At 44.6% G+C, this 25,346-nt stretch carries 23 protein-coding genes; 16 read left to right on the top strand and 7 right to left on the bottom strand.

Going from position 1 to position 25,346, the window contains the following annotated elements; translation table 11 throughout:
* Window positions 1–55 precede the first annotated feature (55 nt).
* Window positions 56–946: a CNNM family magnesium/cobalt transport protein CorC gene (corC, locus tag AB6E54_RS08985; protein WP_012603382.1), complete on the top strand. Its 891-nt coding sequence runs from the start codon at window positions 56–58 to the stop codon at window positions 944–946.
* Between the two features lie 32 nt (window positions 947–978).
* Entirely contained in the window at window positions 979–2,496 is a 1,518-nt protein-coding gene (lnt, locus tag AB6E54_RS08980; protein WP_017064170.1) for an apolipoprotein N-acyltransferase, read from the top strand.
* 90 nt (window positions 2,497–2,586) lie between these two features.
* On the opposite strand, the gene AB6E54_RS08975 is transcribed toward lnt, so the two are convergent.
* The gene (locus AB6E54_RS08975; protein WP_017062329.1) at window positions 2,587–3,057 is read right to left on the bottom strand and encodes a zinc ribbon-containing protein; all 471 of its coding nucleotides are present in this window, start codon (window positions 3,055–3,057) and stop codon (window positions 2,587–2,589) included.
* Between the two features lie 263 nt (window positions 3,058–3,320).
* Between AB6E54_RS08975 and leuS the strand changes: the two genes are divergently transcribed.
* From leuS to lipA, 12 genes are all read left to right on the top strand, one after another.
* The gene (gene leuS / locus AB6E54_RS08970) at window positions 3,321–5,897 is read left to right on the top strand and encodes a leucine--tRNA ligase (protein ID WP_102333780.1); all 2,577 of its coding nucleotides are present in this window, start codon (window positions 3,321–3,323) and stop codon (window positions 5,895–5,897) included.
* Window positions 5,898–6,076: 179 nt separating this feature from the next.
* A complete protein-coding gene (gene lptE / locus AB6E54_RS08965) occupies window positions 6,077–6,715 on the top strand; it encodes an LPS assembly lipoprotein LptE (RefSeq protein WP_102333779.1) in 639 nt (212 codons plus the stop codon).
* A 12-nt stretch (window positions 6,716–6,727) separates the two neighbouring features.
* Window positions 6,728–7,753: a DNA polymerase III subunit delta gene (holA, locus tag AB6E54_RS08960; RefSeq protein WP_102333778.1), complete on the top strand. Its 1,026-nt coding sequence runs from the start codon at window positions 6,728–6,730 to the stop codon at window positions 7,751–7,753.
* Window positions 7,754–7,817: 64 nt separating this feature from the next.
* Window positions 7,818–8,135, top strand: coding sequence for a ribosome silencing factor (rsfS, locus tag AB6E54_RS08955; protein ID WP_017067142.1), 318 nt, complete (start codon window positions 7,818–7,820; stop codon window positions 8,133–8,135).
* Between the two features lie 3 nt (window positions 8,136–8,138).
* The gene (gene rlmH / locus AB6E54_RS08950; protein WP_004735246.1) at window positions 8,139–8,609 is read left to right on the top strand and encodes a 23S rRNA (pseudouridine(1915)-N(3))-methyltransferase RlmH; all 471 of its coding nucleotides are present in this window, start codon (window positions 8,139–8,141) and stop codon (window positions 8,607–8,609) included.
* Between the two features lie 6 nt (window positions 8,610–8,615).
* Window positions 8,616–10,508 carry a penicillin-binding protein 2 gene (gene mrdA, locus AB6E54_RS08945; RefSeq protein ID WP_102333777.1) on the top strand — a complete coding sequence of 631 codons (1,893 nt, stop codon included), beginning with the start codon at window positions 8,616–8,618 and terminating at the stop codon, window positions 10,506–10,508.
* The gene (gene rodA, locus AB6E54_RS08940; RefSeq protein WP_017062334.1) at window positions 10,508–11,629 is read left to right on the top strand and encodes a rod shape-determining protein RodA; all 1,122 of its coding nucleotides are present in this window, start codon (window positions 10,508–10,510) and stop codon (window positions 11,627–11,629) included. The genes mrdA and rodA overlap by 1 nt, the downstream gene beginning before the upstream one ends.
* Window positions 11,630–11,632: 3 nt before the next feature.
* Window positions 11,633–12,472, top strand: a complete 840-nt coding sequence (locus AB6E54_RS08935; RefSeq protein WP_048615264.1) for a septal ring lytic transglycosylase RlpA family protein — start codon at window positions 11,633–11,635, stop codon at window positions 12,470–12,472.
* Between the two features lie 93 nt (window positions 12,473–12,565).
* Window positions 12,566–13,747, top strand: coding sequence for a serine hydrolase (locus AB6E54_RS08930; RefSeq protein WP_017067140.1), 1,182 nt, complete (start codon window positions 12,566–12,568; stop codon window positions 13,745–13,747).
* 232 nt (window positions 13,748–13,979) lie between these two features.
* Entirely contained in the window at window positions 13,980–14,258 is a 279-nt protein-coding gene (gene ybeD, locus AB6E54_RS08925; protein ID WP_026084358.1) for a DUF493 family protein YbeD, read from the top strand.
* A 195-nt stretch (window positions 14,259–14,453) separates the two neighbouring features.
* Window positions 14,454–15,113, top strand: coding sequence for a lipoyl(octanoyl) transferase LipB (gene lipB / locus AB6E54_RS08920; RefSeq protein WP_004737632.1), 660 nt, complete (start codon window positions 14,454–14,456; stop codon window positions 15,111–15,113).
* 4 nt (window positions 15,114–15,117) lie between these two features.
* On the top strand, window positions 15,118–16,083 hold the full coding sequence (gene lipA / locus AB6E54_RS08915; RefSeq protein ID WP_017064177.1) for a lipoyl synthase: 966 nt from the start codon (window positions 15,118–15,120) through the stop codon (window positions 16,081–16,083).
* A gap of 204 nt (window positions 16,084–16,287) precedes the next feature.
* On the opposite strand, the gene AB6E54_RS08910 is transcribed toward lipA, so the two are convergent.
* The 3 genes from AB6E54_RS08910 to AB6E54_RS08900 all read right to left on the bottom strand — a co-directional run bounded on the left by AB6E54_RS08910 (window position 16,288) and on the right by AB6E54_RS08900 (window position 19,277).
* Window positions 16,288–17,649, bottom strand: a complete 1,362-nt coding sequence (locus AB6E54_RS08910) for a sodium-dependent transporter (RefSeq protein ID WP_102333776.1) — start codon at window positions 17,647–17,649, stop codon at window positions 16,288–16,290.
* A gap of 289 nt (window positions 17,650–17,938) precedes the next feature.
* Window positions 17,939–18,715 carry a YggN family protein gene (locus tag AB6E54_RS08905; protein ID WP_102333775.1) on the bottom strand — a complete coding sequence of 259 codons (777 nt, stop codon included), beginning with the start codon at window positions 18,713–18,715 and terminating at the stop codon, window positions 17,939–17,941.
* Window positions 18,716–18,803: 88 nt separating this feature from the next.
* Complete coding sequence (locus AB6E54_RS08900) at window positions 18,804–19,277, bottom strand: GreA/GreB family elongation factor (RefSeq protein WP_017059917.1); 474 nt, start codon at window positions 19,275–19,277, stop codon at window positions 18,804–18,806.
* A gap of 145 nt (window positions 19,278–19,422) precedes the next feature.
* On the opposite strand from AB6E54_RS08900, the gene AB6E54_RS08895 reads away from it, so the two are divergent.
* Window positions 19,423–21,357 (top strand): ATP-dependent DNA helicase RecQ, encoded by a 1,935-nt coding sequence (locus tag AB6E54_RS08895; protein ID WP_017059916.1) that lies wholly within the window; start codon window positions 19,423–19,425, stop codon window positions 21,355–21,357.
* Window positions 21,358–21,421: 64 nt separating this feature from the next.
* On the opposite strand, the gene dinB is transcribed toward AB6E54_RS08895, so the two are convergent.
* Window positions 21,422–22,498: a DNA polymerase IV gene (gene dinB / locus AB6E54_RS08890; protein ID WP_029236421.1), complete on the bottom strand. Its 1,077-nt coding sequence runs from the start codon at window positions 22,496–22,498 to the stop codon at window positions 21,422–21,424.
* A 162-nt stretch (window positions 22,499–22,660) separates the two neighbouring features.
* Between dinB and AB6E54_RS08885 the strand changes: the two genes are divergently transcribed.
* Window positions 22,661–23,899 carry a response regulator gene (locus AB6E54_RS08885; RefSeq protein WP_372105901.1) on the top strand — a complete coding sequence of 413 codons (1,239 nt, stop codon included), beginning with the start codon at window positions 22,661–22,663 and terminating at the stop codon, window positions 23,897–23,899.
* A 134-nt stretch (window positions 23,900–24,033) separates the two neighbouring features.
* Here AB6E54_RS08885 and nqrM read toward each other — a convergent pair whose 3' ends face one another.
* Window positions 24,034–24,288, bottom strand: coding sequence for a (Na+)-NQR maturation NqrM (nqrM, locus tag AB6E54_RS08880; RefSeq protein ID WP_009848378.1), 255 nt, complete (start codon window positions 24,286–24,288; stop codon window positions 24,034–24,036).
* Window positions 24,289–24,304: 16 nt separating this feature from the next.
* Window positions 24,305–25,309: an FAD:protein FMN transferase gene (locus AB6E54_RS08875; protein WP_017059913.1), complete on the bottom strand. Its 1,005-nt coding sequence runs from the start codon at window positions 25,307–25,309 to the stop codon at window positions 24,305–24,307.
* Window positions 25,310–25,346 lie beyond the last annotated feature (37 nt).

The raw sequence follows: 25,346 nt of genomic DNA, 5'->3' as shown, positions 1-25,346 counted from the left end.
TCTGAGTTGTAACGTGTGCTATCACACTTCTGATAGCGTTATTTTTTGAGAAATCATGAACGAAGGTAACCCCCCCACTTCTGAGGGAAGTAAAAAATCTGAAGGTCCGAGTAGAAAGTCCTTCTTTGAACGCCTAGGCCAACTATTTCAAGGTGAAGTAAAAGATCGCCAAGAGCTCGTAGATGTAATCCGCGACTCAGAAATTAATGACCTAATTGACCACGACACACGCGACATGCTCGAGGGTGTTATGGAAATTTCAGAGATGCGAGTACGCGATATCATGCTGCCTCGCTCTCAAATGGTTACAGTTGAACGCACAGATGATCTAGATACATTGATTGCGCTCATTACTGATGCTCAACACTCTCGCTACCCAGTGATCAGTGAAGATAAAGACCATGTTGAAGGCATTCTATTAGCGAAGGACCTACTTAAGTATTTGGGTTCAGAAAGTGCTCCATTTGATATCGAACAAGTGATTCGCCCTGTCGTGGTTGTTCCTGAAAGTAAGCGAGTTGATCGCCTGCTTAAGGAGTTCCAAGAAGAGCGTTACCACATGTCTATCGTTGTCGATGAGTTTGGTGGAGTTTCTGGCCTGGTAACCATTGAAGATATCCTCGAAGAAATCGTTGGTGAAATTGAAGACGAGTTCGACGATGAAGAAGAGCTAGATATTCGTAAGCTGAGTAAGCATACCTTCTCTGTAAAAGCTTTAACCACTATTGAAGAGTTCAACGATACGTTTAACACTGCCTTTAGTGACGACGAAGTGGATACGGTAGGCGGCATGGTTATGACAGCACTCGGCCACCTGCCGGTTCGTGGCGAAATTGTAGAAATCGAAAACTACCATTTCAAAATAACATCAGCAGATAACCGTCGTGTGATTCAGCTACAGGTAACCATTCCTGACGAACAGCCTCTTCCGACTATCGAAGAATAACAACTTCTCTCTAAAGAGATGACAGAAATTAGATGACTAATACCTTTATTCATCGCCTATTACGGCCGCTTGCGGCCGTTTTTGTTGGCGCTATAACCACCCTTTCATTCGCTCCATACTCTATATGGCCTCTTGCTATTCTCAGCCCAGCTTTGTTGCTGTTACTGATCCACAACCGCTCTCCTAAAAGTGCGCTTTGGATTGGCTACGCATGGGGTTTAGGTCAATTCACCACAGGTATCAGCTGGGTATACGTCAGCATTGATGGTTTTGGCGGCATGCCACTGGCAGCCAACCTATTTTTGATGGCATTGCTTGTTGGCTACCTAGCCGTTTATTCAGGGCTATTTACCTGGGGTTTGAATAAATTCTTCCCTGCCAATAACCTAAGCCGCTTTTTCCTTGCAGCTCCTGCATTCTGGCTAGTCTGTGATTGGCTGCGTGGCTGGGTAATGACGGGCTTCCCTTGGCTTTGGTTAGGCTACAGCCAAATCGATTCGCCATTGGGTTCATTTGCACCGATTGGCGGCGTAGAGCTAGTAACTTTAGCGATCATTGTTTCAGCCTCTGCATTCACTTATGCGATTGTTAACCGGGCTTGGAGCATCGCTCTCATTCCCGCCGTCGTATTTAGTGCAGGCTTTGGTATTCGCAACATCGACTGGGTCACGCCGAACCCTGAAAAAACCACGTCAGTCGTCTTGATACAAGGCAACGTCGATCAAGACAGTAAATGGCTACCGAGTCATCGCTGGCCAACCATGATGAAGTACACCGACCTAAGCAGAGAAAACTGGGGAGCGGATATCATCATCTGGCCTGAAGCGGCTATTCCAGCATTCGAAGTTGAGATCCCATCTTTCCTACGTAACTTGGATAGCGCAGCGAAGATGAACAACAGTTCGATCATTACCGGTGTGCTGAATCAGTCTGAAGATAAGAAATACTACAACAGTGTTCTTTCTCTCGGTGTGAATCCATACGGTGAGTACAGCTACGATCCAGACGAGCGCTACCATAAACACCACCTGTTACCATTTGGTGAGTTTGTGCCGTTTGAAGATATCTTGCGTCCATTAGCACCTTTCTTTAACTTGCCAATGTCATCATTTAGCCGTGGCGACTTTGTTCAACCAAACATAGTGGCAAATGGTCGTCACTTAGCGCCGGCACTGTGTTATGAGATCATCTTTAATGATCAAGTTAGACAGAACGTAACCGACGAGACTGACTTTATTTTAACGCTCTCTAACGATGCGTGGTTTGGTCGTTCGATTGGCCCTCTGCAACATATGGAAATTGCACAGATGCGTGCTCTGGAGCTTGGTAAGCCGGTTATTCGCTCGACCAACAACGGTGTGACGGCAGTTACTGATTACAAAGGCAATATAATCAAGCAAGTGCCTCAGTTTGAAACGGCAGTGTTAAAAGCTGAACTCATTTCAACGGATGGTCAAACGCCTTATCACACAGTAGGTACTTGGCCACTGTATATCTGGGCGATGCTCAGCTTGGTGATTGGTTGGGTAATTAGAAAGCCAAAAAGCTAGATTCGACGAAAAGTGATTTGAGGGTTGACTGATCGGGTCAACCCTTTTTCATTGCTGTGGTTTTGCGTTGATACGCTATGGTTCAGAAGCTTACGGTTTAAGGGCTTTACGACTAAACCCTTTAGAACCACATTTAATGCATGGAATGATATTGGTTGGGTGGTTATATTCGGTTTGGTGACCACACTCGTCACATACTAAGGTTCCCAAGCCAATGACTTCACCCGCTTGATACAAGCCTTGGTGTTCTAAGTCTTGGAACAGTTCAACCCATTCCACCTTAGTACGATCAGTAATATCCAACAGCCCTTGCCAAATAGAGTCCGCAATCATCAAATAGAATGGACCGCTTTTACTCTCTTCATAGCTTTCGGAAAACTCTTTTAAGTCCGACTTCACGTAGGCAGAGATCAATGAAAGCTCATCTTTAGTCATATCATTAGCTGCTTTCGCAAACTTGCCCGACGTTTCGATTTTGTTGTTGAGCTCTTCAGGGCTATGCTTCAGCGTTTCAATCACCTCTTCGACGACTTCTTCATAGAGCGCTTTTTTCTTCGGCATAACAACCTCCTTAAGATAACCAACTTTTACGCGTGCAAACGGATGTGTCGCAATGCACTCCCGCTCACAAACAAATGCAATTCATACTCTTAAGTATAGTTGCCCAGCGAAATTCAGTGAAAATTACGCCATCTACTAGGCAGCAACTGCAAGTATGAAGGGTATAACTATTGTTGTACTAGGCTCCTTTAGGTATTCTATGACGATCTGTAAGATTCTGTTCTAACCGAACTCACAAATTCCAAGATAACCGGATACCATCGATGCAAGAACAATATAACCCGCAAGAGATTGAACAAAAGGTTCAACAACACTGGGATAACAGCGAGACTTTCGTTGTAAGTGAAGACCCAAACAAAGAAAAATTCTACTGTCTTTCTATGTTCCCTTACCCAAGTGGCCGACTGCACATGGGTCACGTGCGTAACTACACCATCGGTGATGTGGTATCTCGTTTCCAACGCCTACAAGGTAAAAACGTAATGCAGCCAATTGGTTGGGATGCATTCGGCCTACCAGCAGAAAACGCAGCGGTTAAAAACAACACAGCGCCTGCACCTTGGACTTACGAAAACATTGAGTACATGAAAAACCAGCTGAAGCTTTTAGGCTTTGGTTACGACTGGAACCGTGAATTCGCAACGTGTACACCTGAGTACTACCGTTGGGAGCAAGAGTTCTTCACTAAGCTTTACGAAAAAGGCCTAGTGTACAAGAAGACGTCTTCTGTGAACTGGTGTCCAAACGACCAAACGGTACTGGCAAACGAGCAAGTAGAAGATGGTTGCTGCTGGCGTTGTGATACTCCAGTAGAACAAAAGAAGATTCCACAGTGGTTTATCAAAATCACTGAGTACGCTCAAGAGCTACTAGATGATCTAGATAACCTTGATGGTTGGCCTGAAATGGTTAAGACCATGCAACGCAACTGGATCGGTCGCTCTGAAGGTGTTGAGCTATCTTTCACTGTTAACGGTGAAGAAGCTCCATTAGAAGTTTACACAACTCGTCCAGATACACTAATGGGTGTTTCTTACGTTGGTATCGCTGCAGGTCACCCTCTTGCAGAGAAAGCATCGAAGAACAACCCTGAGCTTGCTGCATTCGTTGACGAATGTCGCAACACCAAAGTTGCTGAAGCTGAACTGGCAACGATGGAAAAGAAAGGTATGGATACTGGCCTAACGGCTATCCACCCTCTTAACGGCCGTGTTGTTCCTGTTTACGTAGCTAACTTCGTTCTTATGGATTACGGCACAGGTGCGGTAATGGCAGTTCCTGCTCACGATCAACGTGACTACGAATTCGCAACTAAGTACGGCATCGATATCATCCCAGTAATTAAACCTGAAGACGGTTCTGAACTAGACGTATCTGAAGCGGCTTACACAGAGAAAGGTGTACTGTTCGATTCTGGTGAATTCGATGGTCTTGCGTTCCAAGAAGCATTCGATGCAATTGCTGCGAAGCTTGAAGCTGAAGGCAAAGGTAAGAAGACAGTAAACTTCCGTCTACGTGACTGGGGTGTATCTCGTCAACGTTACTGGGGCGCTCCAATCCCAATGGTAACCACTGAAGACGGTGAAGTTCACCCAGTACCAGCAGACCAACTGCCAGTCATTCTTCCTGAAGATGTAGTAATGGATGGCGTAACGAGCCCAATCAAGGCTGACAAGTCTTGGGCTGAAACAACATTCAACGGCGAACCCGCTCTACGTGAGACTGACACGTTCGATACGTTTATGGAGTCTTCTTGGTACTACGCACGTTACTGTTCACCGCAAGCAGACGACATTCTAGATCCAGAGAAAGCAAACTACTGGCTACCAGTTGACCAATACGTTGGTGGTATCGAGCACGCTTGTATGCACCTGCTTTACTCTCGTTTCTTCCATAAACTTCTACGTGATGCTGGCTACGTGACGTCTGATGAACCGTTCAAGCAACTACTATGTCAAGGCATGGTTCTGGCTGACGCGTTCTATCACGAAAACGAAAAAGGCACCAAAGAGTGGATTGCACCGACTGACGTAACGGTTGAACGTGACGGTAAAGGTCGCATCGAAAAAGCAGTCGACGATCAAGGTCGTGAAGTTGAACACTCAGGCATGATCAAAATGTCTAAGTCTAAGAACAACGGTATCGACCCACAAGAGATGGTAGACAAGTACGGCGCTGATACAGTACGTCTATTCATGATGTTTGCATCACCTGCAGACATGACGCTTGAGTGGCAAGAGTCTGGCGTTGAAGGGGCTAACCGCTTCCTTAAACGTGTTTGGAAATTGGTTCACGCTCACTCTTCTAAGGGTGCTGCTGAATCTGTTGATGCTTCTGCGCTATCTGGCGACCAAAAAGCACTTCGTCGTGATATCCATAAAACTATCGCGAAAGTAACGGACGATATTGGCCGTCGCCAAACGTTCAACACGGCAATCGCTGCAATCATGGAACTGATGAACAAGCTGGCGAAAGCACCTCAAGAATCTGCACAAGACCGTGCAATCCTTGACGAAGCGCTAAAAGCGGTAGTACGCATGCTTTACCCAATGACTCCACACATCTCTTACGAAATGTGGATTGCACTTGGTGAATCAAACGTAGACTCAGCAACATGGCCAACTTTCGATGAGAAAGCGCTAGTTGAAGACGAGAAAACTATCGTTGTTATGATCAACGGTAAGCTACGTGCGAAACTAACCGTTGCTGCTGATGCAACAGAAGAGCAAGTTCGTGAGCTTGGTCTAAACGATGAGAACGCTAAGAAGTTCCTAGATGGCTTAACTATCCGTAAAGTTATCTTCGTACCAGGTAAGCTTCTAAACATCGTTGCTAACTAATTTCGTTAGCACAATGCAATTGCTAAAGAATTAACGAACTTAATTCATCAAAAGCAGTCTGTAGACAGGGTAGCTAATTGCCCTGTCTACTTATTTAAGCGCTTTAGACTTGAGCCTAACCACTCAAACGAACTAAAGCCTTTAAATAAGTATTCTACCTTCATGAGAGCCATCAAATAATGCGCCTGATTTCACTATCTTCATTGAAAGTTACTGTTGTTGTTTTAACCGTCAGCCTATTAAGTGCGTGTGGTTTCCACCTACGTGGTGATTACTCCGTACCAGAAGAACTCAACAAGATCTCCGTAACCAGTTACGACCAATACAGTACGTTTACACGTATGATGAAAGGTCAACTGCGTATGAATGATGTAGAAATTGTGCTACCGGCTGAGAATACACCTAACCTGCATATTATTAGTGAGAGCGTAGGTGAGCGAACTCTGTCTCTATACCAAAACACTCGTGCAGCAGAGAAAGAACTGACATTCCGCGCTTCATACCGCGTAACTGTCCCGGATCTAGGCTCAAAGACGTTCTCAACCAGCGTAACCCGTAGTTACCTAGATAACCCGCTAACTGCACTTGCGAAGTCGGTTGAACGAGACATGATCGAAGATGAGATGCGTAAGTTGGCAACAAGCCAAATCCTTCGTCAGATGGCTCGTCTAAAAGCGAACATTGCAGCTGATAGCATGGACCTAGATGCACTAGAGCACGTTCAAGTGAAAGAACTCGAAAAGCAATACAACATCAAGAATGTTGAGATCGTACCAGCTTCAGAAGAACAACCAACACTTAGCGATTCGGCTGAGTAATAGGTTTATTTGATGCGTATTTTTGCTGACCGCTTATCAGAGCAACTTATTAAACAGTTGAGTAATGTTTACCTAATTTTTGGTAACGAACCGCTACTGTTGCAAGAGAGCCGAGAAGCGATTCAAAAGGCTGCAAAACAGCAAGGCTTTGAAGAACGCCACCGCTTTGCGATTGATAGCAGTCTCGACTGGAATCAAGTCTACGACTGCACTCAAGCACTGAGCCTATTCTCTAGCCGTCAGGTCATCGAGCTTGAACTGCCAGAGTCAGGCGTCAATACCGCAATAGCGAAAGAGCTACTCGCAATCTCCGAGCATATCCACAGTGATATCTTGTTAATCTTGGTGGGCACTAAGCTCACCAAAGCTCAAGAAAGCGCTAAGTGGTTTAAGGCTCTTTCGAATCAGGGTCACTGGGTCAGTTGCCTAACGCCAGATGTCAGTCGGTTACCTCAGTTTGTCCAAGCGCGTTGCCGTCAAATCGGTTTAACGCCAGACCCTGAAGCGATTCAAATGCTGGCGCAATGGCATGAGGGTAATCTATTTGCTCTCACCCAAAGCCTAGAAAAACTGGCTCTCCAATACCCAGATGGAAAACTCACGTTAGTACGCTTAGAAGAATCGCTGAGTCGACACAACCATTTTACTCCATTCCATTGGAGTGATGCGTTATTGGCAGGCAAAGGTAACCGAGCACAACGAATCCTGCGTCAGCTAGAAGCTGAAGGTGTCGAACCCGTCATTTTATTACGTAGCATACAACGAGAGCTTGCTCTGCTATTACAAATGCAGCAACAAATGAAACAGATGCCGATTGGTCAGGTCTTCGAAAAACACCGTATCTGGCAATCTAAAAAGCCTCTTTATAACGCCGCGCTAACAAGAGTTTCGATTTCTCAATTACACTCTTTGTTCGCGTTGCTCACTCAAGCTGAATTGATGACAAAAACTCAATATGAGCAGTCGCCTTGGCCACTAATTCATCAGTTAAGCGTAGAGTTTTGTATCCCTTCAGCTTCAATACCATTTCACGCATAAAAGCGTGGTATATTCTAGGGTCGACAGCCCCTAAAAAGCTAAATTCAGATTAAAGGAACACCCCGTGTTACGTGAAGAACTAAAAGATTTTCTTGCAGACAAAGCCGACGATATGAAAGCAGAATCGATTGTGACTATCGATGTAGAAGGCAAATCAAGCGTTACTGATTACATGATTGTTTGTACAGGTACCTCTAAGCGCCATGTTGCTTCTATTGCACAGCATGTTGCTGATGAAATACGTAAAGCAGGTATGCAGCCACTAGGCATGGACGGCCAGCAAGAAGGTGAATGGGTTGTTCTAGATATGGGCACAAGCATGCTTCACGTTATGCAAGAAGAACACCGTGAACTGTACCAACTAGAAAAACTTTGGGGCTAAGCTTTGAAGATCCAGTTAATCGCAGTTGGCACAAAAATGCCAAAGTGGGTTGAAGAAGGCTTTAAAGAATATAAACGCCGCTTCCCTCATGATATGCCATTAGAGCTCATTGAAATTACTGCGGGAAAGCGCGGTAAAAATGCGGATATTGCACGCATTCTTCAAAAAGAAGGCGAAGCGATGTTGGCAGCGGTTCCAAAAGGCAACCGCATTGTCACGCTTGATATCCCAGGTAAAAAGTGGGACACACCACAACTGGCAGAGCAATTGGAAAGTTGGAAGTTGGATGGACGCGACGTTTCTATCCTTATCGGCGGGCCTGAAGGATTAGCACCTGCATGTAAAGCGGCTGCAGACCAAAGTTGGTCTCTGTCTGCGCTTACTCTCCCTCACCCATTAGTACGCGTTATCATGGCTGAAAGCTTGTATCGAGCTTGGAGCATCACTGCTAACCACCCTTATCATCGAGAATAAGCGTTAATGTTACGTAAACGTAGCCAAATCCGTGATTACAAAGCAGAAGCACGACTATTTACTAATCGTGCTTTTGTTGCGTTTGCGGGGATCATAGTCATGATATCGATGTTGGTTGTTAATCTGTACAACATTCAGGTCAATCAATATCAAGACTATAAAACCCGCTCTAACGATAACCGTATCAAGGTCGTTCCAATCGCCCCCAACCGTGGTTTGATTTATGATCGTAATGGTGTGCTTCTTGCCGAAAATCGCCCGGTTTTCAACCTAGAAATCACACCAGAAAAAATCAAAGATATGGATGACACGCTCGTCCGTCTACAAGAATTAATCGAGATCCCGCCAGAGCGCATTGAACTATTTGATCGTGATCGTCGCAATTCACGACGCTTCAAGTCAGTACCTATTCTGAATCAGCTTACCGAAGAACAAGTTGCGATCTTCTCTGTAAATCAACATAAGTTCCCAGGCGTTGAAGTTACAGGTACGCTAAAACGTTTCTACCCTTATGGTGATGTGTTAACTCACGTGATTGGCTACGTATCGCGCATCAATGACCGTGATATGCAGCGCCTGGTTCGCGAAGAGAAAGACGCCAATTACCAAGCCACTCGCGACATCGGTAAACTTGGTATTGAGCGCTACTACGAAGACATGCTTCACGGTACCGCTGGCTATCAAGAAGTCGAAGTTAACAGCCGTGGACGAGTGATCCGTACTCTAAAATTTGTACCGTCGGTTCCGGGTAAAGATATCGTGCTCAACTTGGATATCAAGCTACAACTATACGTACATAAGTTACTGGATGGCCGCCGTGGCTCAGCTATCGTTCTCGACCCGAAAGAAAATGGCGTGTTAGCCATGGTATCTAGCCCAAGCTACGACCCAAATGCATTCGTACATGGTATTTCGTCTAAAGGTTATAACGCCCTGCTTCAAGACAAAGACCGCCCTTTGGTTAACCGTGCAACGCTAGGTATTTACCCACCAGCATCGACGATCAAGCCATTCATTGCTGTTGCGGCTCTGCAAGAAGGTGTGATTACACCTAATACAACGCGTAATGACCCAGGTTATTGGAAGATCCCTAATTCAAAAACAAGACCATTCCGTGACTGGTTGCGTTGGGGACACGGGGTCGTTGATATAGAGAAAGCGATTGAAGAGTCAGTGGATACTTTCTTTTACCAAATTGCTTATGATCTCGGCATTGATCGCATATCCAAATGGATGATGATGTTCGGCTTTGGTGATTATACTGGCATCGATATTTATGAAGAAAGCAAAGCCAATATGCCAACTCGTGATTGGAAGATGGCAAGACACCGTGTGCCTTGGTACCAAGGTGACACCATCCCAGTTGGTATTGGCCAAGGCTACTGGACTGCAACACCCATGCAGATTGCAAAAGCCACATCAGTTTTGGTCAATGAAGGTGAAGTAACCGCACCTCACCTACTTCGTTCAACCATTGATAACGGTCGTCCATTCGATGAACAAATCATGTCGGACATTGAAACTTACCCACCGCTAACCGGGGTTAAGAAGAAGTATTGGGATATCGCTCAGGAAGGTATGAGGCTGGCTAACCACGGTAAGAAAGGTACGGCAAGACGTTCATTCCAGAAGATGTCTTACCAAACCGCTGGTAAATCGGGTACCGCGCAGGTATTCGGCTTAAAAGAAGATGAAGAGTACAACGCGGACGAAATCGCAGAGCACTTACGCGATCACGCCCTCTTTACGGGTTACGCGCCTTTTGAAGATCCTGAAGCCGTCGTGACTATCGTTCTAGAGAACGCAGGTGGCGGTTCTTCTAACGGCGGCCCAGTAGTAAGAAGGATTTTAGACCATATTATCCTTGCAGAAGATTATCAAAGTGAGCCAATTAAATAATGAAACTTGATCCTTCAACTGGACGAAATAGAGCCCTATTCGAAAGGCTGCATATCGACCTGCCGCTTTTGCTTGGCATTCTGGTTTTAATGGGCTTTGCCCTGCTGATCATGTACAGCGCAAGCGGACAAAGCCTTGCGATGATGGACCGCCAGGCGATGCGCATGGCTCTGTCTTTAGGTGTGATGATCTTCCTAGCGCAAATCTCACCTCGTACTTATGAAACCTTGGCACCACTGCTATTTGTAGGTGGTGTCATCTTGCTATTGGGCGTGTTGTTCTTTGGTGAAGCCTCTAAAGGCGCCCAGCGTTGGTTAAACTTCGGCTTTGTTCGATTCCAACCGTCAGAGCTATTAAAGCTCGCGGTGCCTTTGATGCTGGCACGATTTATCGGTAAGCGCTCACTTCCACCAACATTCCAAACATTAGCGATCTCGCTAGTGATGGTGTTTGTACCGACGATTCTAATCGCAAAGCAGCCTGACCTAGGTACATCTATCCTTATCGCCGCATCTGGTATCTTCGTGATATTCCTGGCTGGTATCAGTTGGAAAATCATTGCTAGCGCGGCAATCGCATTAGGGGCATTTATCCCAATCCTATGGTTCTTCTTGATGCGTGAATATCAAAAAGTGCGTGTTAGAACCCTTTTTGATCCTGAATCAGATCCATTAGGTGCGGGTTACCACATCATTCAAAGTAAGATTGCGATAGGTTCGGGTGGTATATCAGGAAAAGGTTGGTTGCAAGGCACTCAATCTCAACTAGAGTTCATCCCAGAGCGTCATACTGACTTCATTTTTGCGGTCATCGCCGAAGAATGGGGCATGATCGGTATCTTGTTCTTGCTTGCGATCTACCTGTTTATTATTGGACGTGGCTTAGTGCTTGCGAGCCAAGCTCAAACCGCATTCGGTCGAATGATGGGCGGAAGTATTGTACTGAGCTTCTTCGTTTATATTTTTGTAAACATTGGCATGGTAAGTGGCATTCTACCTGTAGTTGGTGTTCCTCTTCCTCTAGTCAGTTATGGCGGTACTTCAATGGTTACCCTTATGGCTGGTTTTGGTATTTTAATGTCGATACATACACACAGAAAAGCATTCTCAAAGGCGACCTAATCGATGTCTATTACAACGTTTCAAAAAAAAGCATCCTTGGTTGAAGAGCTGCCAATCAAAAAAATAGTCTCTATCTTGGGGCTAGCGATTTTAATCAATGGTTGTTCTTCAAAGCAGCCAACAGGCCGCTACGATATTGATTCAGATATTGCACCAGACGCACCGATTTCGGTAGAGCATTTAGAAGATGCTCACCCTCAGTATGAACCTTATAGTTTAGGTGGTAATACGGATTACACTCTGCGTGGCGAAGACTACAAGATCGTAAAAAAGACCGAAGGGTTTACTGAGAAAGGCAAGGCCTCTTGGTACGGTAAGAAATTTCATGGTCACTTAACGTCTAACGGCGAGATCTACGACATGTATTCGATGTCAGCAGCTCACAAAACATTGCCAATTCCAAGCTATGTAAAAGTGACGAATACCGACAATAACAAAACCACTATTGTTCGTATCAATGACCGTGGCCCATTCCATGAAGGCCGAATCATTGACCTTAGTTATGCGGCAGCTTATAAGCTCGATGTGTTGAGAACCGGCACGGCAAATGTTGAGATTGAAGTCATTACTGTGGCTATGCCAACCGACGCAAATAAAAAGGCTGCTTTACCGCAATTTATTATTCAAGTCGCAACATCTCCACATGAAGATAGAACAGAGAAGTTAGCGAAAGATCTAGCCGAAAAGCTAGAAGTAGCAACGTTCTTGCAGCCAAATGATGACAACTACCGTCTGATGATTGGGCCATTTCATGACTATGCTCTGACTCAAGAGAAATTAGAACAAGTTAAGCTAATGGGTTACCCGTCAGCTTATATAAAAAAACACACCCTAACTCGCTAATTAATCTAACAGTTACTTCTGGTAATCAGCGCTCTGGTGTGACAGAGTGATTCTGTTAATATATGAATAGTTCACCAAATAATTGCATTCAAAATGATTAAATCTAATAAACTTGTTAAATCGATTTTTGCTACTTCTGTTGCTCTTTCTGCAACGATAGCTACATCGTCATTCGCCGCTCCTATTGTTGTTCCTGATGCACCTCAAATCGCCGCTAAAGGTTTTGTTCTGATGGATTACCATTCAGGCAAAGTACTAGCAGAGAAAGAGATGAATACTCAACTTTCTCCAGCAAGTTTAACCAAGATGATGACGAGCTACGTAATTGGCCAAGAGCTAGAACGTGGCAACATCAACTTAAACGACGATGTTGTAATCAGTGAAAATGCTTGGGCTAAAAACTTCCCAGATTCATCTAAGATGTTCGTTGAAGTAGGTACAACGGTTAAAGTTGAAGAACTGAACCGCGGTATCATTGTTCAGTCAGGTAACGATGCTTGTGTTGCTATGGCTGAACACATCGCTGGCTCTGAAGATGCATTCGTTGACCTAATGAACGCTTGGGCAAGCTCTATCGGCATGAAAGACACGCACTTTGCTAACGTGCACGGTCTAGACAACCCGAACCTATACTCAACGCCTTACGATATGGCGCTACTTGGTCAGGCGCTGATTCGCGACGTACCAGACGAGTACCGTATCTACTCACAGAAGAAATTCACATACAACGGCATCACCCAATACAACCGTAACGGTCTGTTATGGGATAAGAGCATGAACGTTGATGGCATCAAAACAGGCCACACAAGCAACGCAGGTTACAGCCTAGTAAGCTCAGCGACAGAAGGCAAAATGCGCCTAGTTGCTGTAGTTATGGGCACCAAGAATGCGAATGCTCGTAAAACAGAAAGCAAAAAACTGCTTAGCTACGGCTTCCGCTTCTTTGAAACAGTGGCACCACACACAGCCGGTGAAACTTTCGTAGAAGAGAAGATCTGGATGGGTAGCAAGGACACAGTTGCGCTAGGTGTCGACGAAGATACTTTCGTGACGCTACCTCGTGGTCAAGCTAAGAACCTGAAGGCAAGCTTCGTTCTTGAGAAAGAGCTAGAAGCGCCAATCAGCAAAGGCGATGTAGTTGGTAAACTATTCTACCAAGTAGACGGTGAAGACGTTGCTGAATACCCCCTACTAGCACTTGAAGATGTAGACCAAGGCAGCCTATTCAGCCGTCTATGGGACTACCTAGTTCTTCTATTCAAGGGTTTATTCTAAACAAGCCAAAGGTTTGTTCTAGGTAAAACCTAAGCTTGTTATATAGCTAACCTAATGAGTAAGTTCATGATTTGCTCATTAGTGAACCAAAAGCCGCCATGTGCGGCTTTTGTTGATCTTGAGTTCGGTGATATTTACACGTAATATTCCGCCTTATTACTCGTGTCTGTTGACCGAACACGCTTTTTATCGACATTTCGCCAATTTGCGAGCGTCTAGCCTTTTGGAGCTAATCATGAACATCAATTCTGATGCAAAACTAAAAGACCTCTTAGAGTTCCCTTGTTCATTCACTTACAAAGTAATGGGCCACGCTAAGCCAGAACTGACTGAGCTAGTACTAGAAGTGATCCAGCGTCATGCTCCTGGTGACTACAGCCCAACGCTAAAACCGAGTGCGAAAGGTAACTACCACTCTGTTTCTATCAATATTACTGCGACTTCAATTGAACAAGTAGAAACTCTTTATAAAGAACTGGGCGAGATCGAAATCGTTCGTATGGTTCTGTAATCTCCGATTGCACATGAAAAACAGCGGCTTATTGCCGCTGTTTTTGTTTAAAGCACCCTATCTAGCTCAAATTCATTCAACTTAATTTTCAATAAATACAAAGAAAGTTGAAAAACCTTGCAGTCCGTCTGTAGTTAGAATCATGTTTCGCGTTTATAATGCGTTCACTTTATTAATCCTTGAGGGAGTGCAGCTTTGCAAAATAAGCTAATCGTAAAAAAATTAGGCCGTCAGGATTACGAACCTGTATGGAAAGCCATGCATAAGTTCACAGACGAACGCACGGAAGAAGACGTAGACCAAGTTTGGTTGGTTGAACACAACCCTGTCTTCACTCAAGGACAAGCAGGTAAAGCCGAGCATGTATTGAATGCTGGTGATATCCCTGTAATACAAAGCGATCGCGGTGGCCAAGTGACTTATCACGGCCCAGGCCAATTAGTCGCTTACTTTCTGATTAACATTCGCCGCAAGAAGTTCGGAGTGCGTGATTTGGTTACTCATATCGAGAACCTCGTAATCAATACTCTGAAAGCTTACAATATAGATTCAGCTGCCCGACCTGACGCTCCTGGTGTTTATGTCGATGGCAAGAAAATCTGTTCACTCGGATTACGTATTCGACGTGGCTGCTCGTTCCACGGGCTAGCACTCAACGTCGATATGGACCTGTCTCCATTCCTGCGTATTAACCCATGTGGTTACCAAGGTATGGAAATGGCGCAGGTAAGCCAACTCGGTGGACCAAGTGAACTAGAAAACGTTGAGCAACAGTTAATACAAGAGCTCGTAGAGCTACTCGGCTATGACCAAGTAGACATTCAAGCCACCAGTAACATTACAGCAGAAGCATAAAATCATGAGCAAACCAATCCAAATGGAAAAAGGCGTTAAATATCGTGACGCTGACAAAATGGCATTAATTCCCGTAAAGAATATGCCTGCTGAACAGAAAGAAGTTCTACGTAAGCCTGAATGGATGAAGATTAAACTTCCTTCAGACAGCCATCGTATTCAAGAAATCAAATCAGCAATGCGCAAAAACAACCTGCACTCAGTTTGTGAAGAAGCGTCTTGTCCTAACCTAGCCGAGTGTTTCAACCACGGTACGGCAACGTTTATGATTCTTGGCGCTATCTGTACTCGTCGCTGCCCGTTCTGTGATGTTGCCCATGGTCGCCCTGTTGCTCCTGAAGCTGAAGAGCCGAAGAAACTAGCTAAAACAATTCAAGACATGAAACTGAAGTACGTTGTAATCACTTCAGTTGACCGTGATGACTTGCGTGATGGCGGTGCTCAGCACTTTGCTGACTGTAACCGTGAGATTCGCGAACTCAACCCAAATATTCGTATCGAAACACTGGTTCCAGACTTCCGCGGTCGTATGGACGTTGCGCTTGACCTAATGAAAGACAACCCGCCAGATGTTTTCAACCACAACCTAGAGACAGCGCCACGTCTATACCGTAAAGCGCGTCCAGGTGCGAACTACAAGTGGTCTCTTGATCTACTGAAGAAATTCAAAGAGCAGCACCCTGATATCCCAACAAAATCAGGTGTGATGATGGGTCTTGGCGAGACAAAAGAAGAGATCGTTCAAGTACTGAAAGACCTTCGCGAACATGGTGTGACTATGCTGACACTAGGTCAATACCTAGCACCAAGCCGTCACCACTTACCAGTAGAACGCTACGTGCCGCCTTCTGAGTTCGATGAGCTGAAAGAGATTGCTCTAGAGCTAGGCTTTACTCACGCAGCGTGTGGCCCGTTTGTACGTTCTTCTTACCATGCGGACTTGCAAGCTCAAGGTATGGAAATTAAGTAATCACGATTGCTTAACGAACAATGCAAAGGCGCTGAATATTATGTTCAGCGCCTTTTTTCTATCTTGTTCGTGCCGCTATAGCTTTATATTTCGTGCCACTAAGCTTTATATAAAAACAACAAAGCCACTCTTTATGAGTGGCTTTGTGCTTAATATTTCAAGTTCAGATGAGGTAATTTCAAAAAGCCCAGATAGGGTTCTGCATTAACCGAAAGATGCCCAGATAACCGTTGCTACCAAAATTGGGCACACAAACTTCACATACATTGGCCAAACCTTACCAAACCAACCAAGTTGAAAATCAGGACTGCCTTGTTCAAGCTCTTTCACTTTTGAAGCTCGGCTCCATACCCAACCACCAAACACACAGAACATCAGTGCAGCGACTGGTTGAAGATACTGAGTTGCAATCATCGCTACCATGCCAAACATCGCAGCAAAGTTGTAAACAATCACCACACTAAACAGCGCGATAGCACCACCAATCACCCAGCTTGTTGGCGTTCGTCTAGTATTGAAACGCTCACTCACTAGCGCAACCGGGCCTTCAAGCATCGAAATCGAAGAAGTCAGTGCAGCAATCGTTAGTAGTAAAAAGAACACAATCGCAAAGATCTGTCCAAGCACACCTAAACTATCAAACATCAACGGCAAAACCGTGAATACTAGAGTGTCAGAGCTTAATAGTGAGCCGTCTTCAGCGTAGATTTGAACGCCTTTTTGCATCGCAACAAACATTGCTGGCATCACCACTAATCCAGCAATAAAAGCGACAGCAGTATCCACCAGAGTTACGTTCATCGCCATTTTTGGTAGGTTCTCTTTCTTGCTTAAGTAAGAGCCATAAACCAACATAGAGCAACCGCCAATAGTGAGTGAGAAGAACCCCTGTCCCATTGCCGCCAGAATCAGTTTTCTATCCCACACTTTCTCAAAGTCTGGAATAAGGTAATGTTTTAGGCCTTCCATCGCGCCAGATTGCGTCATGATGTAAACAAACAATAAGCCAAATAAAACAAACAGCGCAGGCATCAAACGAGTCGACCATTTCTCGATGCCTTGCTTAACACCGCCCTGCACAATCAAGATAGTCAGTACATAGAACGCGACGGTACCAAATACGTTGCGCTCAACACTGAAGCCCTTAAACCAATCAGCAATCGCTTCTAGGCCGATAAGATCCGCGACCGCACCAATTAGGAAACAGATCAACCAGCCACCAACAATACTGTAAAACGCCAACACTGCGCTTGGTACACTCAGTCCAACCCAACCGATAAACTCACCGACTTTCTTACCCAAAGGGTTTGTCGTCAAAGATCGCATGCTATCAACTGGGTTTGCTTGGCCGTGACGGCCGATAGCCATCTCAACCACCAGCATAGGGAAAGCAACCACGAAGATCATGATCAAATAGACTAAAAGGAAAGCGCCACCACCATTGCTGGCAACTTGAGTCGGGAAACCCCAAATATTACCCAAGCCAACCGCTGCACCAGCCGCTGCTAAAATAAAGCCTAAACGAGAGCTAAAGTGCTCTCTTGAAGAGGAAGGTTGTTGGTCCATATCGCCCGCATTAAGAATCAGTGAACTAGTTGGGAAGTACAGTAATAAAAAGCAATGATAGGCACAACCAATAAATGAACAATTCTCTATTTTTTACAATCAATGCGCTATTTAGAACCACAAAATTAACAAAAGACCAGTCTTATCGTTCAATTAGAAACAACAAAGCGAAATGGAAGGCTTGAGAAGGAAATGGATTAAATAGAGATAAATACTCGCCGTATGGTTCCATTTATACAAACAAAAAGAGCACCAAACGGTGCTCTTGTGATTCATCAGTTAATTCAGATTAGATCGTGAATACTTGATAGTCCTTTAGATTCGGAATGATTTCATGCAGCTCTTGCTCTTGTTCCGCCATCTCATCAAGAGAATCACAGAACTCATTCGCTTCCTCTTTCACTTGTTGAGAGTGTTCTTTCATTCGCTCTTCAACTTTCAGCTTTAATTCAGCCATACTGTCAGCCAATTCAGTCAGGTTTAGGCCACCATCTTGTTTCATTTTTTCTGACATCGCATTAAAAGCGCTAGAGATAAATTCTTGGTTAAAGATTTCTTTCGCCTTCTCGAAATCTTCAGACCAGCCATTGGCCATCGAATCAAAGCTTTCTGCAGGTAACACTAATTCGCCATCTTTGTAATAACGCGCTTCCAGTTCTGCAAAGTAGGTTTTCATCGATTCTTTTACATTATCAAATGACTCAGGTGAATCCAGGCTAGCCGCGATATCATCAATCACGTCATTGGCTAACGCTAAGCTATCGTTCGCCATTTGTTTCGCTCGAGGTAAGTACTCACTCATATTTTCGCGGTATTTCTCAATCGCCGCTTGTTGGTCGGCATCAAGCTCAACCTTCTCACCATGGATATAGAGGTCGTTGTTATCATCAAAAACGGCCGTATCACCATTCACTTGATGGATTTCGACTTTTTGATCATCGATTCTTAGTTCATTCTTCAAATCAACTCGACACTGAGCAGCAAACGTTGGCAGGCTCACAACTGCCATCGCCGCAGTTAACGATGCAATTAATACACTGTTTTTCATAAATACATAGCTTTTCATAACATCCTCTCATCAATCTGACAGATTACTATACCCTTGGATTATGCCTCTTTGTCAGAGAAACGTTTTATATCTATTAGTCAGTTAGTTAGTCGATAGAGATAACTTCGTAGCAAAACTGCTTATCAGCGACTTTAAACTCAATCTCATCACCAACTTCTTTACCCATTAGAGCCTGGCCAAAAGGTGCATTTGCCGTCACGATGGCAATCTCATTCTCATTCCACGTGACAGAAAGTCCGCCGACTCTCGGCCCCATAAAAAAGTGTTTATATTGATCATGCTCGTCAATGACCACAACGTAACTGCTCACCGTAACCTTCTCACTATCACGCAACACTAAGTTACGATAACACTGAATATCGTCTTCACACTCTTGTACCCTCACCGCTTGACCATGGGCGAGATACGAAGCTTCTAATGCCAATGTATCGTACTTATGTTCAGGCACTGTCTCTTCATCTGTCGCAGCATCAATAGCGCGTTGAGTAGCAGATTGTGCGATACGTAATCGGGATTCAAGTTGCTCTATGATTATTTGGCGAAGCTCAGACTTATTCATACTATTGGGGTGCTTTTCTATAGGAGCTACAGAATAGAATTAGGTACAATCAGGTGCAAGACATTTGATTCATCAAGCGACGCTATCATGAATGGGCGCCCGCTTTAGCATCAATACGACACTTAATAACTCAGGTAGAACATAAATGATTGAGCAGAAGTTAAAACAAGTATTCGGATTCGACTCACTGCGCAATGGGCAAAAGCAAGTCATTGATAACGTTCTATCTGGTCACTCGACTGCCGCGATATTCCCGACAGGCTCAGGTAAATCGCTGTGCTATCAATTACCAGCATTAGAGTTACCGCACTTAACCTTGGTGATATCGCCACTGTTAGCCTTGATGAAAGACCAACTCGCTTTCCTGCACAGTAAAGGCATTAGCGCAGCGGCAATCGAATCAAGCCAAGACCGACAAACCACACAACAGGTTATGCAGTCAGTGCGTAACGGTGACACCAAGATCCTCATGATCTCCGTCGAGCGCTTGAAGAACGAACGCTTTCGTCAGTTTATCTCCCAAGTGTCGATCTCACTGCTTGTGGTCGATGAAGCGCACTGTATTTCAGAATGGGGACACAACTTCAGACCCGACTACCTGAAGCTTCCTCAATACCAAAAACAGCTCAATATTCCTCAGGTTCTACTACTGACAGCCACTGCGACTACAGCGGTTATCCAAGATATGAAGTCAAAGTTTGAAATTGATGAAGAGCGCGTTGTGGTTACGGGTTTCTATCGTCAAAATCTCGATCTGTCGATTCAACCTTGTGAACAAACCAGTAAGCTAGAAACCTTGTGCAATGTGGTTAACCAAGCTTCTCTCGCTCCGACTATTGTTTATGTCACCCTTCAACAAACGGCAGAGATGGTGGCTCAGCAGCTTCGCAATGCTGGCGTTAATGCAGTGGCTTACCATGCGGGTCTTAAGCCTGAAAATAGAGATGCTATTCAACACCAATTCATGAATGATGACGTGAGCTGTATCGTCGCAACTATCGCGTTTGGTATGGGCGTGGATAAGTCCAACATTCGCCGAGTGATTCACTTTGACTTACCAAAATCGATCGAAAACTACTCACAAGAGATCGGCAGAGCTGGTCGAGATGGGCAAGCGTCTGAATGTATTTTACTGGCTAACAAACACGGTTTAAGCACACTCGAGAACTTCGTTTTTGGTGATACGCCAGACAACATATCGATCCAAGCGGTATTAAAAGAGATCTACGAAAATCAAAACATTGGCGCTTCTGGCTCGAATCAATGGGAGATCATGCTTAATCAACTATCACGTGAATCCAACATTCGTCAGTTACCGCTAAAAACACTACTGGTGTATCTCGAAATTGAAGGTGTGATTGAGCCCAAGTACAGCTACTTCGCAGACTACAAATTTAAGTTCATTCGTCCGAAACAGCAGATCACAGAGCAATTTCAAAGTGAACGTCGTCAATTTGTCGAAGCGATTTTCCAATGCTCTCCTCAAGCAAGAGTGTGGTGCCAAGTCGACTTCGATGCGCTTTGGACACACTTCCAAGCCGATCGTCAGCGTGTGATTGCGGCTATCGACTACTTCAATGAACAAGGTTGGATTGAACTAGAAAGCAAGCAGATCACCGATGTGTATGCGATCCACAATACTTCTGAAGATATGATGCAACTGTCAGAGCGTCTAACTGAGTTGTTTAAAGCAAAAGAAAACAGCGAGATAAACCGCCTTAACCAAATGCTGAATTTCTTTGAGGCGGATACTTGCCTAAGCTCACGCCTTGCGAGTTATTTTGCCGATGATAAAGCACCAACAAACTGCGGTCACTGCTCTGTATGTCGAGGAGAAGTGGCAATCTTACCAACCGTTGATGTTGAACCTATCGATGATGAGACGGTGATGACATGGATACATGAGTTTATTTCGGCTAGCCAACAACTGATTACCGACGAGGCAATTACTCGCTTCTTATGTGGAATCGCCACCCCGCTTTCAACCAAACTCAAAGCCAGTAAAATGGTCGGTTACGGCAAGCTAGAGCAGCAACCGTTCAGTGATACCTTAGCGCGAGTAAAACAACTTCCTAGGTAATTCTTACTTATAAAAAACCGACTAGGTTATGAAGCGTAGTCGGTATTCATCTCACTCATTATCTTTAAAAGAAGCTCAACTGACGCATTTGGTCTTTAGGTTGCAGCATTACGCTTAAACCAAGCAGGCGTATTTCTCGCCCCTGTTGTCTTTTCAGTATTTCACTAAGCAGCTCTTTGAAGTGTTCACGATCGAGAGAGGCATGGATGTGTTCAATCGTGGTTTGTTGAAAATCGGCGAACTTGAGCTTAATGCCCTGCTTGATGATCGCTTTGCTTGGACTAGCCTTTTCTAAGCGAGTCTCGAGTTCAGGAAATAGCTTATCTTCGATTACCTGCCAGCATTCGGCGTAGGTTGAAATATTTTGAGTGAAGGTGCGCTCTACGCCTACCGATTTTCGCTCTCGCTCGATGATAACTTCTCGGTCATCAATGCCATGACTGCGCTTCCAGAGTGATGCGCCTTGACGGCCAAACTTGAGTAGCAGGTCTCGATAGTCAGACTCTTTGATATCCTTACAAGTAAAGAAACCCGCTTGATGCAGCTTTTCAATGCTCACCTTGCCGACACCAGGAATCTTTTCAAGTGGCAGCTCATCAATCACTGATTGCACGTCTTGTGGAGGTATAACAAACTGACCATTGGGCTTATTCAGATCCGAGGCCACTTTCGCCAAGAATTTAATCGGTGCAATACCTGCAGAAGCTGTCAAGTTGAGTTCGTTCCAAATATCACGGCGAATAGACTCGGCAATAAGTGTTGCTGAACCGTGACACCGCTTAGAATCGGTGACATCAAGGAAAGCTTCATCCAAGGAAAGTGGTTCAATGATTGATGTGTATCGAGAGAAGATTTCACGGATCTTTTTAGATATCTCGACATAGACCGACATTCTTCCCGGCACAACCAATAGATTAGGACAAAGCTGTAGGGCCTTTCCGGTAGGCATTGCAGAGCGAACACCAAACTTGCGGGCTTCATAATTACAGGTGCTCAAAACGCCGCGTTGCTTTTCATGCCCACCAACAGCTAACGGGCGATTTCGGTAAGCAGGGTTATCACGCATTTCTACAGCCGCGTAAAAACAATCCATATCGACATGGATTATTTTTCTGACTTTCTCTTGGTCCGAACTGCACATTTGGAAATAACTCAACCTTACAACTGTATCTATGAACAGTATAATCAATTATTCTCAGATTTAAAATGATCTGGAGTCCAGCTCAACAGGTTTCACTTCATTCGCCGCCCACTATTCTGATAGTATTGTTAGGAGTATTTAGTCTATAAGTAGGGATAGCTTTTGAGTGAAAAAATACTAGTGGTAGAGGATAGTCGCGCATTCAGAAACTATCTTTACCAACAATTTAAGAACGATGGCTATGAAGTTGCGTTGGCGGAATCTGTAGAAGAAGCCAAAGCGATCTTAGAGCAAGAAACGGATTTCTTGTGTGCAGTCCTCGACTACTGTTTACCTGACGGCCAAGACGGCGAGATCATTGATCTCGTCTTAGGCTATCAACAGAAAATCATTGTCCTGACCGGGATGTTCGACAATCAACTGCGAGAGCAAGTCCTAGCCAAAGGCGTTATCGATTACATACTTAAAGACAGTATGTCATCAGTAAGCTACCTACTTCCCCTGGTTCAAAGAATTTCGAATAATCGCCATCACAAAGCATTGGTTGTCGATGATTCAGCGGTCGTTCGCCGTTACATAGCTCAACTTCTAGAACACCAATATATCCAAACAATCCAAGCCGAAGATGGCGAACAAGCATTAAAGCTTCTTCAGAACGACCCTGATATTACATTCGTTGTTACAGACCATGATATGCCGAAGAAAGACGGTATAGCGATGATCCGTGAGATTCGACGCGATCACGACAGAAACCAGTTGGCCATTCTAGGATTATCCGGGAGTGATGATCGCACTATGACAGCGCGATTCCTTAAAGCGGGGGCCAACGATTTCCTTTACAAACCTTTTAACCAAGAAGAGTTTTTCTGCCGTATCCATCAGCTGCTTGATATGAAAGAAGCGGCTAATGAGCTATTTCGACATGCCAACGAGGATGCTCTTACTGGCTTATGGAATCGTCGCTACCTGTTCAATCATCCTTGTAAAGGCTGCGATCAACGAAACATCGCGATGATGGACATCGACTTCTTTAAGAAAGTGAATGATACCTTTGGACACGATGGTGGTGATGCCGTGCTGATCGATGTAGGGAAAATAATCAAAGATCATTTCAAAGACGATGTCGCTGTGCGCTTTGGTGGCGAAGAGTTTTGTATTCAGTCGTGCGGCGCATTTGAAAGCTTTGTTGACAACTTAGAGTCCATGAGAGAAGCCATTGAAAGCCATGTTGTTGAGCATGACTCTCAAAGAATCAAGGTCAGTATCAGTATCGGCGTAACCGATTTAGACGCGAAGTTAGATGAACAGATCAAAGCCGCTGATGAGCTTCTTTATACGGCAAAAGAGCAAGGTAGAAACCAACTAGTGTTTGCGCGTAACAGCATGCAAATCGAACAATAGTCATTCGCTTTTGTTTCCATTTTGGTATGCCAAGATTAATTGCTAGACCTCAAAACTAAAAAAGCTCAAGACGATAATCTTGAGCTTTTCAATTTGAGGGCATAGATAACTCTATCCCCTATGACTGTCACCCATTAAGCGATACGGTCTTTACTCCAAGCCGCTTCTTTTTGTTGACGCTCAGCCAGCTTCTCTTCACGGTAAGCTTCACGTGCTTCACGCTTCTTACGCGCGTCACAAGGTTCAGGGCAGTTACATACTTTATCAATACCAACAGCACCCAAACCGCCACAGCTACCTTTCACAACTTTCTTTTGGATGATGTAGCCAATTGACATCGCTGCGATTACTGCAAGAAAAACACCAAATGTAATCAGAAATGTATTCATAATTATCTCGCTTACCTTATTTACCTAAGTATGGCTTAAATGCTTCAGAAGCAATTTCTTTAAAGCCATCTGCTGTTTTTACCACCATGAACACTGGGATGTTATGTTGGTTTGCGACTTCCATTCCTTTTTCCTCACCTAAGACCATAAGGCCCGTAGATAAGCCGTCTGCAGTCATTGAAGACGGGTTTAAAACAGTCACAGAAACCACTTTATGGTGAAGAGGCTTTCCTGTTTCAGGGTTGATGATGTGTGAGTAACGAACACCATCACGTTCAAAATAGTTACGGTAATCACCAGAGGTTGCGATAGCCATATCACCCGGCTCGATGATCTCTTGGATATTACGCTCATCAACGCTTGGTTTCTCAATCGCGATACGCCAGCCCACGTTCTCACGGTTTAAACCTTTCAGACGAATTTCGCCACCGACTTCAACCATGTAGTTGTGAATACCGATAGAATCAAGGTAGTCAGCGACGACGTCAACACCCCAACCTTTTGCAATCGTGGATAGATCGACATACAGGTTAGGTAGGTCTTTCTTCAACATGTTGCCTTCAACACTAAGATGATGGATACCAATCTTAGCCTTGCGAGCCGCCAGCTCTTCATCTGATGGCACAACTTCAGGACGAGCTTCAGGACCAAAACCCCATAAGTTAACTAACGGACCAACCGTTACATCCAGAGCTCCTTCAGTAAGACCGTTCAAACGAATCGCTTCTTTCACAACCGTCGCTGTTTGCTCAGATACTTCGAACGCATCCGCACCTTTATGCTGGTTGAAACGGCTTAATTCGGAATCTTCACGGTAAGTCGACATCTGGTCGTTTACTTCTTCAAGTAGACGATCGATCTCTGTATGAACTTCATTAGACTCAGGAAATTCATCACCATTGATGTATTTAATATTGTAACTCGTGCCCATCGTTGGGCCACTCAAATGCACTTGCTCTCTTGACTGCTCACAGCCCGCAAGAAAAATCAAAGAAGTTAATGCAACAAGCCAAATTCTCACTTGCTTACTCCTGTCTAATGTTGAGGATTTATATAAG

Origin of the sequence: Vibrio sp. 10N.247.311.49, from assembly GCF_041467655.1 — a bacterium.
In the GTDB taxonomy this organism is placed as follows: domain Bacteria; phylum Pseudomonadota; class Gammaproteobacteria; order Enterobacterales; family Vibrionaceae; genus Vibrio; species Vibrio crassostreae_C.
This window is presented reverse-complemented; position numbering and strand designations above follow the sequence as displayed.

Coding starts and splice junctions, on each gene's coding strand:
- mrdA (WP_102333777.1), top strand. CDS start 8,616: ATGTTACGTAAACGTAGCCAAATCCGTGATTACAAAGCAGAAGCACGA.
- AB6E54_RS08930 (WP_017067140.1), top strand. CDS start 12,566: ATGATTAAATCTAATAAACTTGTTAAATCGATTTTTGCTACTTCTGTT.
- dinB (WP_029236421.1), bottom strand. CDS start 22,498: ATGTGCAGTTCGGACCAAGAGAAAGTCAGAAAAATAATCCATGTCGAT.
- corC (WP_012603382.1), top strand. CDS start 56: ATGAACGAAGGTAACCCCCCCACTTCTGAGGGAAGTAAAAAATCTGAA.
- AB6E54_RS08895 (WP_017059916.1), top strand. CDS start 19,423: ATGATTGAGCAGAAGTTAAAACAAGTATTCGGATTCGACTCACTGCGC.
- lipA (WP_017064177.1), top strand. CDS start 15,118: ATGAGCAAACCAATCCAAATGGAAAAAGGCGTTAAATATCGTGACGCT.
- nqrM (WP_009848378.1), bottom strand. CDS start 24,288: ATGAATACATTTCTGATTACATTTGGTGTTTTTCTTGCAGTAATCGCA.
- AB6E54_RS08975 (WP_017062329.1), bottom strand. CDS start 3,057: ATGCCGAAGAAAAAAGCGCTCTATGAAGAAGTCGTCGAAGAGGTGATT.
- AB6E54_RS08905 (WP_102333775.1), bottom strand. CDS start 18,715: ATGAAAAGCTATGTATTTATGAAAAACAGTGTATTAATTGCATCGTTA.
- holA (WP_102333778.1), top strand. CDS start 6,728: ATGCGTATTTTTGCTGACCGCTTATCAGAGCAACTTATTAAACAGTTG.
- AB6E54_RS08900 (WP_017059917.1), bottom strand. CDS start 19,277: ATGAATAAGTCTGAGCTTCGCCAAATAATCATAGAGCAACTTGAATCC.
- lptE (WP_102333779.1), top strand. CDS start 6,077: ATGCGCCTGATTTCACTATCTTCATTGAAAGTTACTGTTGTTGTTTTA.
- AB6E54_RS08910 (WP_102333776.1), bottom strand. CDS start 17,649: ATGGACCAACAACCTTCCTCTTCAAGAGAGCACTTTAGCTCTCGTTTA.
- AB6E54_RS08935 (WP_048615264.1), top strand. CDS start 11,633: ATGTCTATTACAACGTTTCAAAAAAAAGCATCCTTGGTTGAAGAGCTG.
- leuS (WP_102333780.1), top strand. CDS start 3,321: ATGCAAGAACAATATAACCCGCAAGAGATTGAACAAAAGGTTCAACAA.
- lnt (WP_017064170.1), top strand. CDS start 979: ATGACTAATACCTTTATTCATCGCCTATTACGGCCGCTTGCGGCCGTT.
- rodA (WP_017062334.1), top strand. CDS start 10,508: ATGAAACTTGATCCTTCAACTGGACGAAATAGAGCCCTATTCGAAAGG.